The following is a 13,577-nucleotide window of genomic DNA, read 5'->3' as shown; positions in this document are numbered from 1 at the left end:
CCGTCGCCGGGCGCGTCTCAGTCAGACGTAGCCGGGCGGCGGCGGGAGTTCGACGACGTCGACGTCGTGGCCGTCGCGGTCGTGCGGCACCGTCGCCTCCATCTCGATTTTGACGTCGCGGTCGCCGCCGACGACGTCGCTGACGCCGACCATCACCGTCGCCGGGAGTTCCGGCGGCGCGAAGTACTCGCGGCACGCCGCGCCGATTTCCGCTTCGGCGTCCGGGAGCGCGTCGTCGCTGACGAAGTGCCGAATCATGGTGACGTCCGAGAGCTCGCCGTCGCAGTACTCCCGCAGGAACCGTTCGGCGAAGTGCAGCACCCGCCGGGCCTGCTCGCGCGGCGTCTCGCCGGGGCCGACGACGCCGTCGAGTTGGACGTGGTCGTGGTCGTCGTGCCGGGTGCGCACCGCGGTCGCGGCCACCGCGTCGTCGCCGCGGTTCTCGCGTCTGAACACCGTCTTCTCCATGCCTCGGCGTCTCGGCGGCACCCGATGACGGTTGGGGACGCGAACGAGTTCGCGGGGAGCCACAGAACTATGCGCCGACGCGGAAAAGCCACCCGAGGCAACTCACGGACGGCTCTGCGGCCCGCCGAGTCGACCGCCGACCGTCGCTCCCGGGTCGCGGAGTCGCCGCGGCGCCGCTCCGGGGATGTAAAGACGTAAAGTCCGGTGTGTCGACCGTAGGGGTATGAGCGAGCGGCCGCGGTTCCTCACTCGCCTCGGCGTCGCGGACGCGGTTACGGTCGGCAACGCCGCCGTCGGGACGCTCGCGGCCGTCGCCGCCGCGGTGTCGCCGACGCTGGCGGCACGCCTCGTGCTGCTCGCCGCCATCGCCGACGGCCTCGACGGCGTCCTCGCCCGGCGGTACGGCGGCACCGCGGTCGGCCCGCACCTGGATTCGCTCGCGGACGTCGCGAGTTTCGGCGTCGCCCCGGCGCTCATCGTCGCCGTCGCCGGAACCGAGCGGTGGCCGTGGGCCGACGCGCCGCTCCGGTTCGCCGCGACGCTCGCGGTCGCCGCGGCGTTCGTCACGATGGCCGTCGTCAGACTCGGCGTCTACAACGTCGAAGACGAGGGCGAGAAGACGACCCACGGCGTCCAGACGACGCTCGCGGCCACGGTCGTCGCCGCCGCGGTGCTGACCCACCTGGGGACGCCGGCGGTGCTCGTCGCCCTCGGCGCCGTCCTGGCCGCCGGGATGGTGACGCCGGTCCGCTACCCCGACCTGCACGCGCAGGACGCGCTGGTCATGGGCGCCGTGCAGGCGCTCGCCGTCCTGCTCACGGGCCGCCCGGGCGCCGTGTTCGCGTTCGCGCTGCTGTTCCTCGCGCTCGGCTACACCTTCCTCGGGCCGTCGTTCTACTGGCGCGACGTCGACGACGCGGACGGCGACGCGGAGGGTGCTGACAGAAATGGCGACGGCGTGGCCGTCGAAGCCGAAGACGGCGACGCGGCGTAGACTGCGGCGCCCGCTCAGCGGCGCTTGCTCTTCGACGCGACGACGTCGACGCCGGGGCTGTAGAAGTGAACCGGCTCCGACTCCGGCGGGTCGAAGCAGTTCGCGCGGAACAGCGTGTTCGTCTCGAACGTCGCGTCGGCGTCGAACAGCGGCCAGGGTTCGTGGTCGATGTCCGCGTACCGAATCGCGCCCGCGGTGTCCTCCGTGTAGTACCGGTACCGCTCGGTGAGGAACTCGGCGAGCGACCCGTCGTCGGCGCGGAACTGCTCGCCGGTCGGCCCGTAGGTCGCGCGGAACTGGACGGGCCGGGCGCCGGGGTGGACGCGTCGGCTCCGGAATTCGACGCCGCCGTCCGCCGCGGAGAGGCTGATTCTGGCGTAGTAGTACGGGAGGTAGTGGAAGGCGCGGGCGCCGAGCACGCTCAAGATGCCCTGCGCGTCGAGGCTGAAGAAGTAGACGCCGGGCCGGCCGTCCGCGTCGCCTCCGTCGCGGTCTCCGTCGTCTCCGCCGCCGTCCCCACCGCGGTCGCTGACGTACGTCCGGAGGTTCAACTCCGGGAGCGGTAGCCCGGTTCCGGGCGGCGCCGCGTCCGGTCTGACGTCGACGTTCGTGAACGGGACGACCGACAGCCACGCGTCGCCGTCGAACGTGTCCAGCGCGAGCGCCTCCGGGACGTGCGGCCGAACCGTCTCCGGGTCGACCGGCCAGTTCGCGAACAGGACGTTTCGCCACCCCATGTGTAGCGGGACCACCATGCCCTCTCAGTCGGCCGGGAGCGGTAAGGCGCTTTTCCCGGCCACCGGCGCGCCGGCGGCGGACTGTTTCACCGACCCTGTCCTGTAATTTTCCAGTACTGTTACGGTATCCGACTTGTATTCGCGTACGATGCCATCTCAGCCAGGGCCGAACGAGGTCTACTGCATCGACTGCGGGGAAGTCATCAAGGAGCGCGCAGAAATCTGCCCCGAGTGCGGCGTCCGACAGCCGACCGACTCCGGGCAGGGCGGCGGGAACCACGGCGGACACGCCGGGCAAGGAGCTGGTCAAGGAGGGCACGGTAACGCCGGCGGCGCCCAGATGCAACAGCAGCAGACCGGACAGCAGAGCTACGGCCTCATCTTCTCCATCATCGACTCGTGGAAGTACCAGCGGCCGCTCCGACACCTGTTCAACATCGTGCTCGCGTTCAGCACCGTCGGGACGTACCTGTTCATCCTACTGCTGGAGGGCCTGATTCACTACCGGAACCTGAACAGCGGCTCCAGCCAGCCGTACGACGAGTCCAAACAGAAGGTGTGGACGACGTTCACGGACGTCCAGTAAGCCTGAAACGAACCGCCTCCCCTCGTGCGGCCGACTAACGCGAGGGAGTTTCAGCCGTCAGTCGACGAGGCGGCTCCGCGTCCGGAGGTGCCGGACGCAGATACCGACCAGGATGAGCGGGATGACGACGCCGATGAGTTGGCCGGCGCCGCCGACGAACAGCGCGACCGCGCCCAGAATCTGCGTCATCACCGGCAGAATCAGGGCGGCGGCGATGTACAGGCGGCCGCTGAGCGGCCAGTCGTCGACGTGGTAGTCGACGTACTTCAGGTCGAAGTACAGCGACAGCGGCAGCACCACCCAGCCGAGCAGCTGCACCGGCGGAATGAGCGCCGCGAGGCCGAGCGACTGCGTCATCCCCGACAGGCCGCTACTCTGGAACAGCAGCGCCGTGGCGGCGAGCAGCGCCCCGGCGAGCAGCCACAGGCCCGCGCTGAACATCACGCCGTACCGCCACGTCCCCGACGGCTCCGACTGCGTCTGCTGCTGTTGCTGCTGCGGTTGCCGCGACGCCGACTGGCCGTTCGCGCCCGCGGACTGCCGCCGCGACCCGCCGGACCGGCGCTGCTGGCCGCCGCGCTGGCCGGACGACCCGGCGCCGCTGCGCCCCGACCGCATGTTCTGGGCGGCGTTGCGGACGCCGCACTTCGGGCAGATTTCGGCGTTCTGCTTGATGATTTCGCCGCAGCTCCGGCAGTAGATCTCGTCGCCGCTCGGCCCGCGCTCCCGCGAGCGGTCGTCGGCGTCGTCGCTTCCGCGGTCGCCCGCCGACTCCGGCGCCGACGACTCCCGGTCGGAGTCGCGCCGGTCGTCGCTCCCGGACCCGCGCCCGTCGCTGCCGCTGCTACCGCGGGTGTCGCCGTCCTGACGCGACGACCGGTCGTCTCTGTCGCGCCCTCCGGTTCCGCGGGGCTCGTCGTCGCTTCCGCCGTCGTGCGGTTCGCTGCGGAACCCGGACTCCGACGACGAGGCGGACGACCCGCTCCGGTCGCCGGTCGATCCGCGGTTCTGGCTCCGCTGCGACCGCGCTGACTCCCCGGCGTCCCGGGAGTCCCCCGAGCGCCCGGAAGCGCCGGAGGTCCGAGAGCGGCGGGAACCGCGGGAGTCGCCTGAGCGACCGGTGCTCTGCGTCCCGCCGCCGAACCCGGACGCGCCGCCGGACTGGCCGCCTTCGTCCGTGGAGAACGAGATGCCGGTCCGGGAGATGGTCGCGGTGACGTCGCCGTCCAGTCGGTCCGGGGAGAACCGCTCTGAGCCTTTCGGGCCCTGCTGCACTCGAATCCCGACCTGGAACGGCTTCGTCGTCTCGGTCGACCACCGCGCGGACTTCCCGGCGTCGATGTCCGCCTCCTCAGTGAAGACGACCCCCGTGTCCGTCCGGCAACTCACGGACACCGACTGTGTCTGGTTCGTCCTGTTCTCGACGTACAGATCCGCCGCGGAAGGAGGCCCTGACTGCATTGTTCACTTCTGGTCAACGCATTGGCAACCAGTATAATGAAGGTACGGCCTCACTCCGCCGGATTCAGCGGCTCCCGTCGATACTTCAGAAACCTGTCCATCGAAAAGAACTGTCAGCGACGAATCACGCTCTCGTTCCGGCCGGAGACGACGACCGGCGACCGGACGTGCGGCTCCGGCGTGCGGCTCCGGGCGCGGCCTCAGATGTCGGCGTACGGGCCGCCTTTCGCCGCCGTCAGCCGGTCGACCTGCTCGTCCGTCAGGTCGATTTCGGCGGCCGCGAGGTTCTCTTCGAGCTGCTCGACGGTCCGCGCGCCGACGATGGGTGCGGTGACGCCGTCGCGGTGCATCAGCCACGCGAGCGCCGTCTGCGCGGGCGAGGCGTCGACCTCGTCGGCGACCGCGTCCAGTTCGTCGTGGACGTCGAAGTTCTCCGCGGTGAGGTACGCCTCCTCGAACCGCGACGACTCCGAGGCGCGGGACTCGCCGGTCAGGCCGTCCTCGCGGGTGTACTTCCCGGTGAGGAATCCCTGGCCGAGCGGGCTCCACGGGCAGACCGCCATGCCGTACGACCGCGTCATCTCGAGGTAGTCCCCCTCGACCTCGCGGTCGACGAGGTTGTACCGCGGCTGCGCGACGGTGAACGGCTCCCAGCCCTCCCGGCGCGCGATCTCGTTCGCCTTCGCGACCTTCCAGGCGTTCGGCCGGTGTGTGGACGCGCCGAGGTAGTGGACCTTGCCGTCCTCGGCGAGGCCGTTCAGCGTCTTCATCATCTCGCGGGCAGGCGTCTCGTCGTCCCAGCGGTGGATGTAGAGGACGTCGACGTAGTCGGTGCCGAGCCGGTCGAGGAGGGCGTCGATGCGGTCGCGGACGTTCTTCCGGTTCGTGCCGCGGCTGTTCGGGTCGCCGTCGCGGATCTGCCAGTAGATCTTCGAGGCGACCGTGTACCGTTCGCGGTCGCGGTCGGCGAGCCAGTCGCCGATCCACTCCTCGCTCTTCCCGCCGCCGTACACGTCGGCGGTGTCGATGTATCGGCCGCCCGCCGCGTCGTAGGCGTCGAGCAGTTCGTGGGCTCGCTCCTCGCCGATTTCGACGTTCCCGGCTTCGGTCTCCTTGCCGAACCGCCAGGTGCCGAACTGCAGTTCGCTCGTCTGCAGGCCGGTGTCGCCGAGCGGGACGAACTCGAGGTCGACTGAATCAGACATTCTCACTTCACTGCTCGGCGCGTCGCCGCAAAAACGTTCAGCAACCGGAAGCCCGGGGTGACGCCGCCAGTTCACTTTTCCGGGTCTTCGCCGAACTGGCGGGCGATGGCGGGACCCGCACTGTACGCGATGAACGCGGCCGACTGGGAGTACGAGTACAGTTCGATGATGCGGCTCGAACGGCCCGGCGAAACGTACCCGTCGCTCACCCCGTTCTACCTCGTCGACCACCCGGATGGGACGGTGCTCGTGGACACCGGGACGAGCCACGAGATGCTCCAGGACCCGGCGGAGTACGGCGCCTACGGCGCGCCGCACATGTCGGAGTTCGCGGCCGACGACATCGAGATGACCGCCGACCAGCGCGCCGTCCGGCAGGTGGCGGACCTCGGCTACGACCCGGGCGACGTCGACTACGTCGTCCTCACGCACCTCCACCTCGATCACGCCGGCGGCGTCGCCGACTTCCCGGAGTCCGAGTTCCTCGTCCAGCAGGACGAACTGGAGTACGCGTGGTGGCCGGCCGACCCGATTCAGCGGCGGCTCTACCTCGAAGGCGACTTCGGCGTCCTCCGGTCACCCGACTACGACGTGACGGCGCTGTCCGGCCGCTTCGACGTGTTCGGCGACGGCACCGTCGAGTGCATCCCGACGCCCGGCCACTCCGCCGGCCACCAGTCCGTGAAGGTCGAACTGCCGGAGTTCGGGACCGTGATTCTCGGCGGCGACCTCGCGTTCACGCAGCAGGCGCTCGCCGAGGACCTCCAGCCGCCGTTCGCGTGGGACACCGAGGCCGCCCTGGAGTCGGCGCGGGCGATTCGGGACCTGAAGCGCCGGGAGGACGCGACGCTGACGCTCGCGCACGACCGGTCGGACTTCGAGGCGCTCCCCGACTCGCCGAACAGACTGGAGTAGCGACGGGCTGCAGCATCGGCGCTCACCCGGCCGGCGAGGAATCCGGTCGGTAGGCGCGACTGATTTCCTTCCAGTGGTCGCTGCGGAACCGCCAGTAGTTGATGGCTGCCGGCACCGTCGTCTCCGCGAGGAACGCGAGGTAGATGCCCCAGTGGCCGAGCGCCGTCGTCGCGCCCAGGTACGCGAGCGGAATCGACCCGCAGAACATGCCGAGGAACTGGCTGACGAACGGCGTCCGGGTGTCGCCGCTGGCGTCGAGCGGGCCGATGCTGGCGCCGGAGACGCCCTGGAAGACGACCGCGACGCAGGCGGCGTACACGAGGTTCGTCGCCAGCGGCACCGCGGCGCTGGACGAACCGCCCATGAACAACACGACCAGTTCGTCGGCGAACACGGCGATGAGCGCCGCGGAGACGAGGTAGACCGCGACGGCGAACCGGATGATGTCGCGGCCGTACGCCTCGGCCTCCTCCTCGTCGCCGCGGCCGAGCGCCTGCCCGACGAGGCTCGACGACGCCAGGCCGAACCCCCAGCCCGGCGTGTTCATGACGCCCCAGATGCGGCGCGCGATGACGAACGAGGCGACCGTGTTCGTCCCGAAGATGGCGAGGATGCCGAGCATCGGGAACTCGGCGGCCGTCCAGACGAGGTTCCGCGCGCCGACCGGGAGCCCGATGTTGACGAGGTCGGCGAGCGTGCCGCGGTCGACGAAGCTCCCGAACGGGTCGACGCGGACCGGGAACGACGTCACGCCCGGGAGCCGGCCCAGCGAGATGCCGACGGCGAACGCCGCTGTCGGGGCGACGTTCGACAGCACGGTGCCGAGTGCGGCGCCGGAGACGCCCCAGCCGAACCCGAACAGGAACACGGCGTTCAGCGCGACGTTCAACACGGCGCCGCTCGCCCGAATCTGCATCGCCGTGTAGGCGTCGTCGACGCCGACGAGGATTCGGCTGCCGACGAGGTTCAGCCCGGCGAACGGGACGCCGAACCCGACCACCCGGAGGTACGAAGCGCCGTACCGGATGGTGGCGGCGTCGTCGGTGAGCAGCGAGACGAGTTCGCGGGGGAACAGCCAGAAGGCGGCGGTAATCGGAAGGCTCAGCGCGACGACCAGCAGCGTGCTCGACCGGACGGCGAGGCCGAGTCCCTCGTCGGCGTCGGCGCCGTACCGCTGAGAGACGAGCGCGATGGTGCCGCCGGCGACGCCGCCGCCGACGGCGAACGCGAGCCCCCAGAACGGCCCGGCCAGGCCGACGCCGGCGACGGCGGTGGTGCCGACCGCGATGCCGACCATCGCGACGTCGATGGCGTTCTTCGACATCCGCGCGACGCCGGTGACGATGCGCGGCCACGCGAGGTCGGTCGTCTCCACGGCGCGCTCGCGGTCGACGAGGCCGGCCCTGGCGAGCAGCAGGCCGACGTGGAGTATCGCAAGACGGAACAGGTTCGGCGGACGGGACACTCGGACGGACGGTACCCCAACCGGGGTCAAAGGAGTTTCGTGACGAAACAGCCCCTACGGGTCGGGCCGGCCGAGGACGCCGCGGGCGGTCCGGACGACGTCCGTCGGCGTGGCGTCGCGGAGGTCGTCGTCGCCGAGCGTCAACTGCTGCCGCGGCCGCCCGACGTCAGTCGGGACTTTCTCGGTGGCGACGAGCCCGCTGTCCTCGAGGCGCCGCTTCCTGACCGAGATGGTCGCGCGGCTGGCGATACCGACCGCCTCGGCCCACCCGGACAGCGTGTACAGCTGCGCGTCGTTGCGGGCGGCCAGCAGGATGAACAGGTCCACCTCGTCGAGGTCGCCGGCGGACCGCCGAATCCTGACGTCGGCGTCCAGCACGGCTTCCGCGTCGGCGCGGGCGCCCTCGTCGACGTCGCGGCCGAGCCGGTCGAGCATCGCCGCGTACGCGGGTGCGCTGAACTCGTACGGGTCGGTGTCGCGAGCCGTCGCTTCCAGCGCGTCGCGCGCGGCGGCCACCGCGCCGCCGTCGTCGGACTCCAGGGCGACGTCCTCGCCGCCGGGGAGCGCCGCGACGGTCGTCACCGTCTCGTCCGCGACGACGACGGACGGGAGCGTCGCGTCGTCCACGCGCCGGAGTTCGAGTCCGTCGTTCGCTCGGAGGTCGGCCGCTCGCGTCGCGGCGGCGAAGTCGTCGACGAGCGCGTCGAGCGCGTCCCCCGTTCCGAGCAGCCGCGTCGGCGTCGGGTCGTCGAGGGCGGCGAGCGCCAGTACTGCTTCGCGGAGGACGAGCGGTGACGCGGAGGCCAGGAGGGCCGTGTCGCTCGCATCGCGGAGGGGGCGGCGGAGGACGTCGGAGAGCGGGCCTGTGCGGGCGCCAGTCATGGGGTGAACTCACCGTCCCTCCTCAAATAAGGTGCGGACACGAACCGTCCGCGACTCCGGCGTGTCGTCCTGCCGGGTGGTGGGGCGGCTGACTCCGGTGACCTCGTGTTTAGTCGCCGCCAGGTGATACACCGAATACTGCGATACAGAATCGGTATGTCCAGTTGCGTCGGCTCACCAGTTTGGTCGACGTGGACGTCTGCGCCGACGTCGGCGAGCGGTGGTCAGGCCTCCGAACCTACGTCCAGCGCTGCGAGGTCGACGTGCTCTCTGAGGAGTTCGGCCGCCGCGTCGTACGGCGACCGCCGCGTCGTGTCGGTGGACGGCCGCTCTATTCCGGCGTGGCGATACGCCGCGTCGACGAACGCCTCCCGGGCGGTAGCGTTCTCGAACAGGCCGTGGAGGTACGTTCCGAGGACGCGGTCGGTGCCGGCGCTTTCGGGGCCGACGGGCTGGGGAACTCCGTGGACGGTCGTCCGACCCATGTGGATTTCGTAGCCTGACACCGTGCCGGACGCCCCCGCGAGCGGCCCGCAACCGTCGAGTTCCCGCGTGACGGACTCGACGCGCTTGTCCTCGCGGAAGCGCGTCTCCACCGGGAGGAGACCGAACCCTTCCACGGCGTCGACGTCGGTCGTGGACTCGACGTCCGCGTCCGTGATTCGGTCGCCGAGCAACTGGTAGCCGCCGCACAGTCCGACTACCGGCCCCGAGAAGGAGCGAAGTTCGGCGCCGAATCCGGCTCCTCGGAGTGCGCGGAGGTCGTCGACCGTGTTTTTCGTGCCGGGGAGTACCACGGCGTCAGCGTCCGCGAGCGACCCGTTCGGTGGGACGTACGTCACGCGTACTCCGGGGGTGCGGGCGAGCGGCGCGACGTCGGTGAAGTTCGAGATGCGCGGCAGCCGCACGACGCCGACGGTCACGGTTCGCTCGGCCGGAACGCCGTCTCCGCCCCCGATGACTCCGCCTTCGCTGCCGTCCGCGTCGGGCAGCGAGAGGCTGTCCTCCTCAGGTAACCCCGGGTCGTCGTGGGGGACGACGCCGAGAATCGGGACGGCCGTCCGGTCTTCGAACTCCGCGATACCGGGGTCGAGCAGGGATGCGTCCCCACGGAACTTCGTGACGACGCAGCCGACCACCCGTTCGCGGACGTCCGCCGGCAGCAGTTCGAGCGTCCCGTAGAGGCTGGCGAACACGCCGCCGCGCTCGATGTCGGCGACCAGGAGGACGTCGGCGTCGGCGAACCGCGCGGTTTCGAGGTTCGCGAGGTCGCGGTGCCGGAGGTTGATCTCCGCGATGCTCCCCGCGCCCTCCGCGACGACGACGTCGTGCTGCTCTGCGAGTCGCTCGTAGGCGTCTTCGGCCGCTTCCCGGGCGGTCTCCCAGTGCGTCTCGTAGTAGTCCGCCGCGTCGAAGTGGCCGACCGCTCGCCCGTCGACGACGAGCTGGCTCTCGGCGTCCCCTCGCGGCTTCAGTAGCACGGGGTTCGAGTCGGTCGTCGGCCGGACGCGGGCGGCGCGCGCCTGGACGTACTGCGAGACGCCGATCTCCCCCCAGCCACCCTCGCCGTCCGGAACCGCGCGGGCGTTGTTGCTCATGTTCTGGGCCTTGAACGGCGCGACGGAGACGCCGCGGTCGGCGAGGTGACGGCAGAGGCCGGCGGCGACCGTGCTCTTGCCGACGTGGGACGCCGTGCCCGCGACGAGGATGGTGCGAGCGCTCACGGCTCAAAACTCCGTGCCGGTGCGCGCGCGCTGGCCGTCGTCCATCGGGTGGCGTTGCTTGCGGACCTCGCTCACGAGGTCGGCCCGCTCCGTGACGAACGTCGGTTCCTCGTGGCCGCCGGTGAGCACGAGTTCGAGGTTCGGCGGCTTGTCCTCGACGAGCGCGACGACGTCTTCGGCGGCGACGAGGCCGCGGTTGGCGGCGTAGAGGAGTTCGTCGAGGATGAGCATGTGGACGCCGTCGTCGGCCGGCGCGTCCGGGTCGAGCGGGCCGTCGACGTCGCGTGCGGCGTCGAGCAGGTCTCGTGCGCGGGCGAGACCGCCCTTCGCTCGGGCTTCGTGTTCCTCCTCGTCGGAGCCGTCGAGGAACCCGTGCCAGCCGTAGTGGCCCGAGTTCTCGTACGTGAACCCCGGCATGGCCGCGATGGCGTTGTACTCGCCGCGGACGTTCTCGACGCTCGCGGCGCCGCCTTTCATGAACTGGAGCATGTGGACGCGGTAGCCGTGGCCGGCGGCCCGGAACCCCATCCCCATGGCGGCGGTCGTCTTCCCCTTCCCGTCGCCCCACCAGACCTGGACCAGTCCGAACTCGTCGGGGGCGTCGGGTTCGATGTCGCGGGCCGTGGGCGTCTCTCCCGCTCCGGGGGGCTGTGCGTGTCGGTCGGTTGGCTCCGTGTTCTCGCTCATAGTCTGTCGAGGAATGCGTCGAAGGCGCCGCTCTCGGCGTGGAGGTGCGCGTACGTGCCGAGGGTGTCGTACTCGGTCAGGCCGTCCGCGTCGCCGGTGATGCCGCTCCCGCGTTCGACGTCGAACGCGAACCGCGCGTCGGTGCCGACGTCCGCGGATGAGTAGTGGAACTCGTGGCCGCGGAGCGACCCGTCCGCGTCGGCGGTGAGCGTGTCCTCGCGGGCGACGAGTTCGACGTGGTCGAGCGCCTGGTACCGCTCTCGCATCGTCACGTCCGCGGGGAGGACGCCGGCCATCCCGTGGCGTTCGCCGTCGGTCGTCGTTAGCGACTCGGAGAGCGCCATCAGTCCGCCGCACTCGCCCAGGACGGGGAGACCGTCCGCGGCGCGGTCGCCGAGCGCGTCGAGCGCCGGCGAGTCGGCGAGCGCCTCGGCGTGCAGTTCCGGGTAGCCGCCGGGCAGGTAGGCGCCGTCGCAGTCGGGGAGGTCGTCGCCCGCGACCGGCGAGAACGTCACCACCGCCGCGCGGTCACCGAGGCGGTCTCGGGTCGCGGGGTACTCGAAGCAGAACGCCGCGTCGGCCGCGACAGCGACCCGCTTTTCGGTGCGCGCTCGCGCGTCGACCGGGGCCGGGCGGGGCGGCTCTCGGGCGGCGTCCACCAGCCGCTCCACCGCGACGTGTTCTGCGGCCGCTTTCAGCGTGTCCCGGTCGAGCGGCGACTCGTCGCCCATGTGGAGGCCGAGGTGGCGGTCGGGTATCTCCAGTTCCCCTATCGGCGGGATGCGTCCGAGGTAGTCGAGCGACTCGGGGAGCGCGTCGCGGATGCCCTGCTCGTGGCGGCCGCCGTGGGTCCGCTGGGCGAGGACGCCGACGACGTCCACGTCGAAGCCGGCGGCCTCGGCGTACTCGCGGAACCCGAGCGCCGTCGCCGCGACGCTCTGCATGCCGGCGCTCGCGTCGACGACGAGCACGACGGGCACGTCGAGCGCCTCGGCCACGCCGGCGGTGCTGGCGACCGTCCCGTCGTAGAGCCCCATCATCCCCTCCACGACGCAGACGTCGCCCTCGCCGGCGTAGTAGTTCCGCCGCGTTCCCTCCTCGCCGACGAGCCACGTGTCGAGCGTCCGCGACGGTTTCTCGACGACCGCTTCGTGGTGGCTCGGGTCGATGAAGTCCGGGCCGGCCTTCGCGGGCTGGGGGTCGTAGCCGGCGTCGTCGAGCGCGCGGAGCACGGCGAGCGTCGCGACGGTCTTGCCGACGCCGGACGCCGTGCCGCCCAGAACGACGCCTCTCATCGGGGTTCCTCTGCGGTCTCGGTGACGCGGTCGTAGACCGAAACAAGCGCGTCTCGAACCGCCGCCATCTCGACGCCCGCCTCGTCAGCGAGCGCGAGCGCACCCCCCATGCCGACGCCCTCCTTCGCTTCGCCGGCGCGGTACGCGGCCATCGCGGGGTGGGATTCGTTCGCTTCGAATCCGGGGTCGGTCACGGTGAGGTCGAGCGCCAGGTCGGCGGCGAGGTCGCGGATTCCGGCCGACTCGTCGTCGGCGACGAACGACGTCGTGGCGAGCGCGAGCGAGTCGTTCCGGCCGGCGTGTCGGACGAGCGCCGCCACGGCGGCGAGCTGCGTGCCGCCCGCCAGCACCACGTCGGTGTCAGCTTCGAGCGCGCCGACGGCGAGTCCGGAGAGGGTCGCGAGGACGGGGTCGCCCATCCGCCGCACCGCTTCGGTCGGCTGGCCGGCGAGACCGCCGGGGTCGAGGCCGCTCGCTTCGAGTCCCGCCCGGACGACGTCGCGCTTGAGCGCGAGCGGGTTCTCCGGGAGCGACGAGGAGACGTCGCGTCGCTCACCGAGAGCGGCGAGGACGCCCATCGCGGTGGTCGTGCCGCCGGGAATCGTTTCGCCGAGGACGAGGCGGTCGACCGGGAGTTCGGTGCCGAGCCGACGAGCGTTCGCGAACGTCCGTTCGGCGTCGGCCACTGCGACGGCTTCGCGGACGTCCGCGCCGGGCGCGGCGTCGACGTCGACGGTCGGCGCGCCCGTCGGTTCCGCGAGCCCGGCGTCGACGACGATGCTGTCGAAGCCGAGGCAGTCGCGGACGGCGCGAGTGACGACCGCCGGAGTCGGGCAGCCCGTCGGGCTGACGGGGACGACGGGGGACCGGACGGGGTGGCCGTACTCGAAAATCTCGGCGTCGGCGCTCGGCGTGTGAGACAGCAGCGCCGGGTCCGCGCCGGCCGCGCTGATGCCGTCGATGCCCGCCGTCCGGGTCGTCCCGGCGGCGAGCGCGAAGAGCGTCCGGGGAGTGCGTGTCACAGCAGCCCAGACAACACAAGCCCACTTTAATTTAGAGGTGTTGTGGACGCCTCTGGTTGTCCTTCGTCGGCCCCAGCGAAAAGTATTTGAGCTTCCCGTCCAACGGCATAACTCAGGCTGAGTTGAAATAGATAAA

The 13,577-nt window shown here is 71.1% G+C and carries 13 protein-coding genes; 3 read left to right on the top strand and 10 right to left on the bottom strand.

Annotation, left to right across the window (positions count from 1 at the left end):
* Positions 1-21: 21 nt before the first annotated feature.
* Positions 22-468 (bottom strand): RidA family protein, encoded by a 447-nt coding sequence (locus ACQUS7_RS00920; RefSeq protein WP_435143651.1) that lies wholly within the window; start codon positions 466-468, stop codon positions 22-24.
* A gap of 223 nt (positions 469-691) precedes the next feature.
* Between ACQUS7_RS00920 and ACQUS7_RS00915 the strand changes: the two genes are divergently transcribed.
* A complete protein-coding gene (locus ACQUS7_RS00915) occupies positions 692-1,462 on the top strand; it encodes a protein sorting system archaetidylserine synthase (protein WP_435143649.1) in 771 nt (256 codons plus the stop codon).
* Between the two features lie 14 nt (positions 1,463-1,476).
* Here the strand turns inward: ACQUS7_RS00915 and ACQUS7_RS00910 are convergent, their stop codons facing one another.
* A complete protein-coding gene (locus ACQUS7_RS00910) occupies positions 1,477-2,217 on the bottom strand; it encodes a YqjF family protein (RefSeq protein ID WP_435143646.1) in 741 nt (246 codons plus the stop codon).
* 130 nt (positions 2,218-2,347) lie between these two features.
* On the opposite strand from ACQUS7_RS00910, the gene ACQUS7_RS00905 reads away from it, so the two are divergent.
* Positions 2,348-2,785, top strand: a complete 438-nt coding sequence (locus ACQUS7_RS00905; RefSeq protein WP_435128677.1) for a hypothetical protein — start codon at positions 2,348-2,350, stop codon at positions 2,783-2,785.
* 57 nt (positions 2,786-2,842) lie between these two features.
* Here ACQUS7_RS00905 and ACQUS7_RS00900 read toward each other — a convergent pair whose 3' ends face one another.
* Together ACQUS7_RS00900 and ACQUS7_RS00895 are read right to left on the bottom strand one after the other, a co-directional pair.
* Positions 2,843-4,174 (bottom strand): hypothetical protein, encoded by a 1,332-nt coding sequence (locus ACQUS7_RS00900; RefSeq protein WP_435143643.1) that lies wholly within the window; start codon positions 4,172-4,174, stop codon positions 2,843-2,845.
* Between the two features lie 272 nt (positions 4,175-4,446).
* The gene (locus tag ACQUS7_RS00895) at positions 4,447-5,451 is read right to left on the bottom strand and encodes an aldo/keto reductase (RefSeq protein WP_435143640.1); all 1,005 of its coding nucleotides are present in this window, start codon (positions 5,449-5,451) and stop codon (positions 4,447-4,449) included.
* 105 nt (positions 5,452-5,556) lie between these two features.
* On the opposite strand from ACQUS7_RS00895, the gene ACQUS7_RS00890 reads away from it, so the two are divergent.
* Entirely contained in the window at positions 5,557-6,366 is an 810-nt protein-coding gene (locus ACQUS7_RS00890) for an N-acyl homoserine lactonase family protein (protein ID WP_435128685.1), read from the top strand.
* Positions 6,367-6,388: 22 nt separating this feature from the next.
* Here ACQUS7_RS00890 and ACQUS7_RS00885 read toward each other — a convergent pair whose 3' ends face one another.
* The 6 genes from ACQUS7_RS00885 to cobT all read right to left on the bottom strand — a co-directional run bounded on the left by ACQUS7_RS00885 (position 6,389) and on the right by cobT (position 13,441).
* Complete coding sequence (locus ACQUS7_RS00885) at positions 6,389-7,831, bottom strand: MATE family efflux transporter (RefSeq protein ID WP_435143636.1); 1,443 nt, start codon at positions 7,829-7,831, stop codon at positions 6,389-6,391.
* Positions 7,832-7,885: 54 nt separating this feature from the next.
* Complete coding sequence (locus ACQUS7_RS00880; protein WP_435143633.1) at positions 7,886-8,713, bottom strand: transcriptional regulator TbsP domain-containing protein; 828 nt, start codon at positions 8,711-8,713, stop codon at positions 7,886-7,888.
* Between the two features lie 224 nt (positions 8,714-8,937).
* Complete coding sequence (locus ACQUS7_RS00875) at positions 8,938-10,437, bottom strand: cobyric acid synthase (protein WP_435143631.1); 1,500 nt, start codon at positions 10,435-10,437, stop codon at positions 8,938-8,940.
* Positions 10,438-10,440: 3 nt separating this feature from the next.
* Positions 10,441-11,124: a cob(I)yrinic acid a,c-diamide adenosyltransferase gene (locus tag ACQUS7_RS00870; RefSeq protein ID WP_435128696.1), complete on the bottom strand. Its 684-nt coding sequence runs from the start codon at positions 11,122-11,124 to the stop codon at positions 10,441-10,443.
* The gene (locus ACQUS7_RS00865; protein WP_435143628.1) at positions 11,121-12,419 is read right to left on the bottom strand and encodes a cobyrinic acid a,c-diamide synthase; all 1,299 of its coding nucleotides are present in this window, start codon (positions 12,417-12,419) and stop codon (positions 11,121-11,123) included. The genes ACQUS7_RS00870 and ACQUS7_RS00865 overlap by 4 nt, the downstream gene beginning before the upstream one ends.
* The gene (gene cobT / locus ACQUS7_RS00860; protein WP_435143625.1) at positions 12,416-13,441 is read right to left on the bottom strand and encodes a nicotinate mononucleotide-dependent phosphoribosyltransferase CobT; all 1,026 of its coding nucleotides are present in this window, start codon (positions 13,439-13,441) and stop codon (positions 12,416-12,418) included. The genes ACQUS7_RS00865 and cobT overlap by 4 nt, the downstream gene beginning before the upstream one ends.
* Between the last annotated feature and the right edge of the window lie 136 nt (positions 13,442-13,577).

This window comes from Halobaculum sp. P14 (assembly GCF_051195155.1).
Classification (GTDB): Archaea; Halobacteriota; Halobacteria; order Halobacteriales; family Haloferacaceae; genus JBNTKA01.
The sequence above is the reverse complement of the archived record's forward strand: the minus strand, read 5'-3'. Positions and strand labels throughout refer to the sequence as shown.

Coding starts and splice junctions, on each gene's coding strand:
- ACQUS7_RS00920 (WP_435143651.1), bottom strand. CDS start 468: ATGGAGAAGACGGTGTTCAGACGCGAGAACCGCGGCGACGACGCGGTG.
- ACQUS7_RS00915 (WP_435143649.1), top strand. CDS start 692: ATGAGCGAGCGGCCGCGGTTCCTCACTCGCCTCGGCGTCGCGGACGCG.
- ACQUS7_RS00910 (WP_435143646.1), bottom strand. CDS start 2,217: ATGGTGGTCCCGCTACACATGGGGTGGCGAAACGTCCTGTTCGCGAAC.
- ACQUS7_RS00905 (WP_435128677.1), top strand. CDS start 2,348: ATGCCATCTCAGCCAGGGCCGAACGAGGTCTACTGCATCGACTGCGGG.
- ACQUS7_RS00895 (WP_435143640.1), bottom strand. CDS start 5,451: ATGTCTGATTCAGTCGACCTCGAGTTCGTCCCGCTCGGCGACACCGGC.
- ACQUS7_RS00890 (WP_435128685.1), top strand. CDS start 5,557: ATGGCGGGACCCGCACTGTACGCGATGAACGCGGCCGACTGGGAGTAC.
- ACQUS7_RS00880 (WP_435143633.1), bottom strand. CDS start 8,713: ATGACTGGCGCCCGCACAGGCCCGCTCTCCGACGTCCTCCGCCGCCCC.
- ACQUS7_RS00870 (WP_435128696.1), bottom strand. CDS start 11,124: ATGAGCGAGAACACGGAGCCAACCGACCGACACGCACAGCCCCCCGGA.
- ACQUS7_RS00865 (WP_435143628.1), bottom strand. CDS start 12,419: ATGAGAGGCGTCGTTCTGGGCGGCACGGCGTCCGGCGTCGGCAAGACC.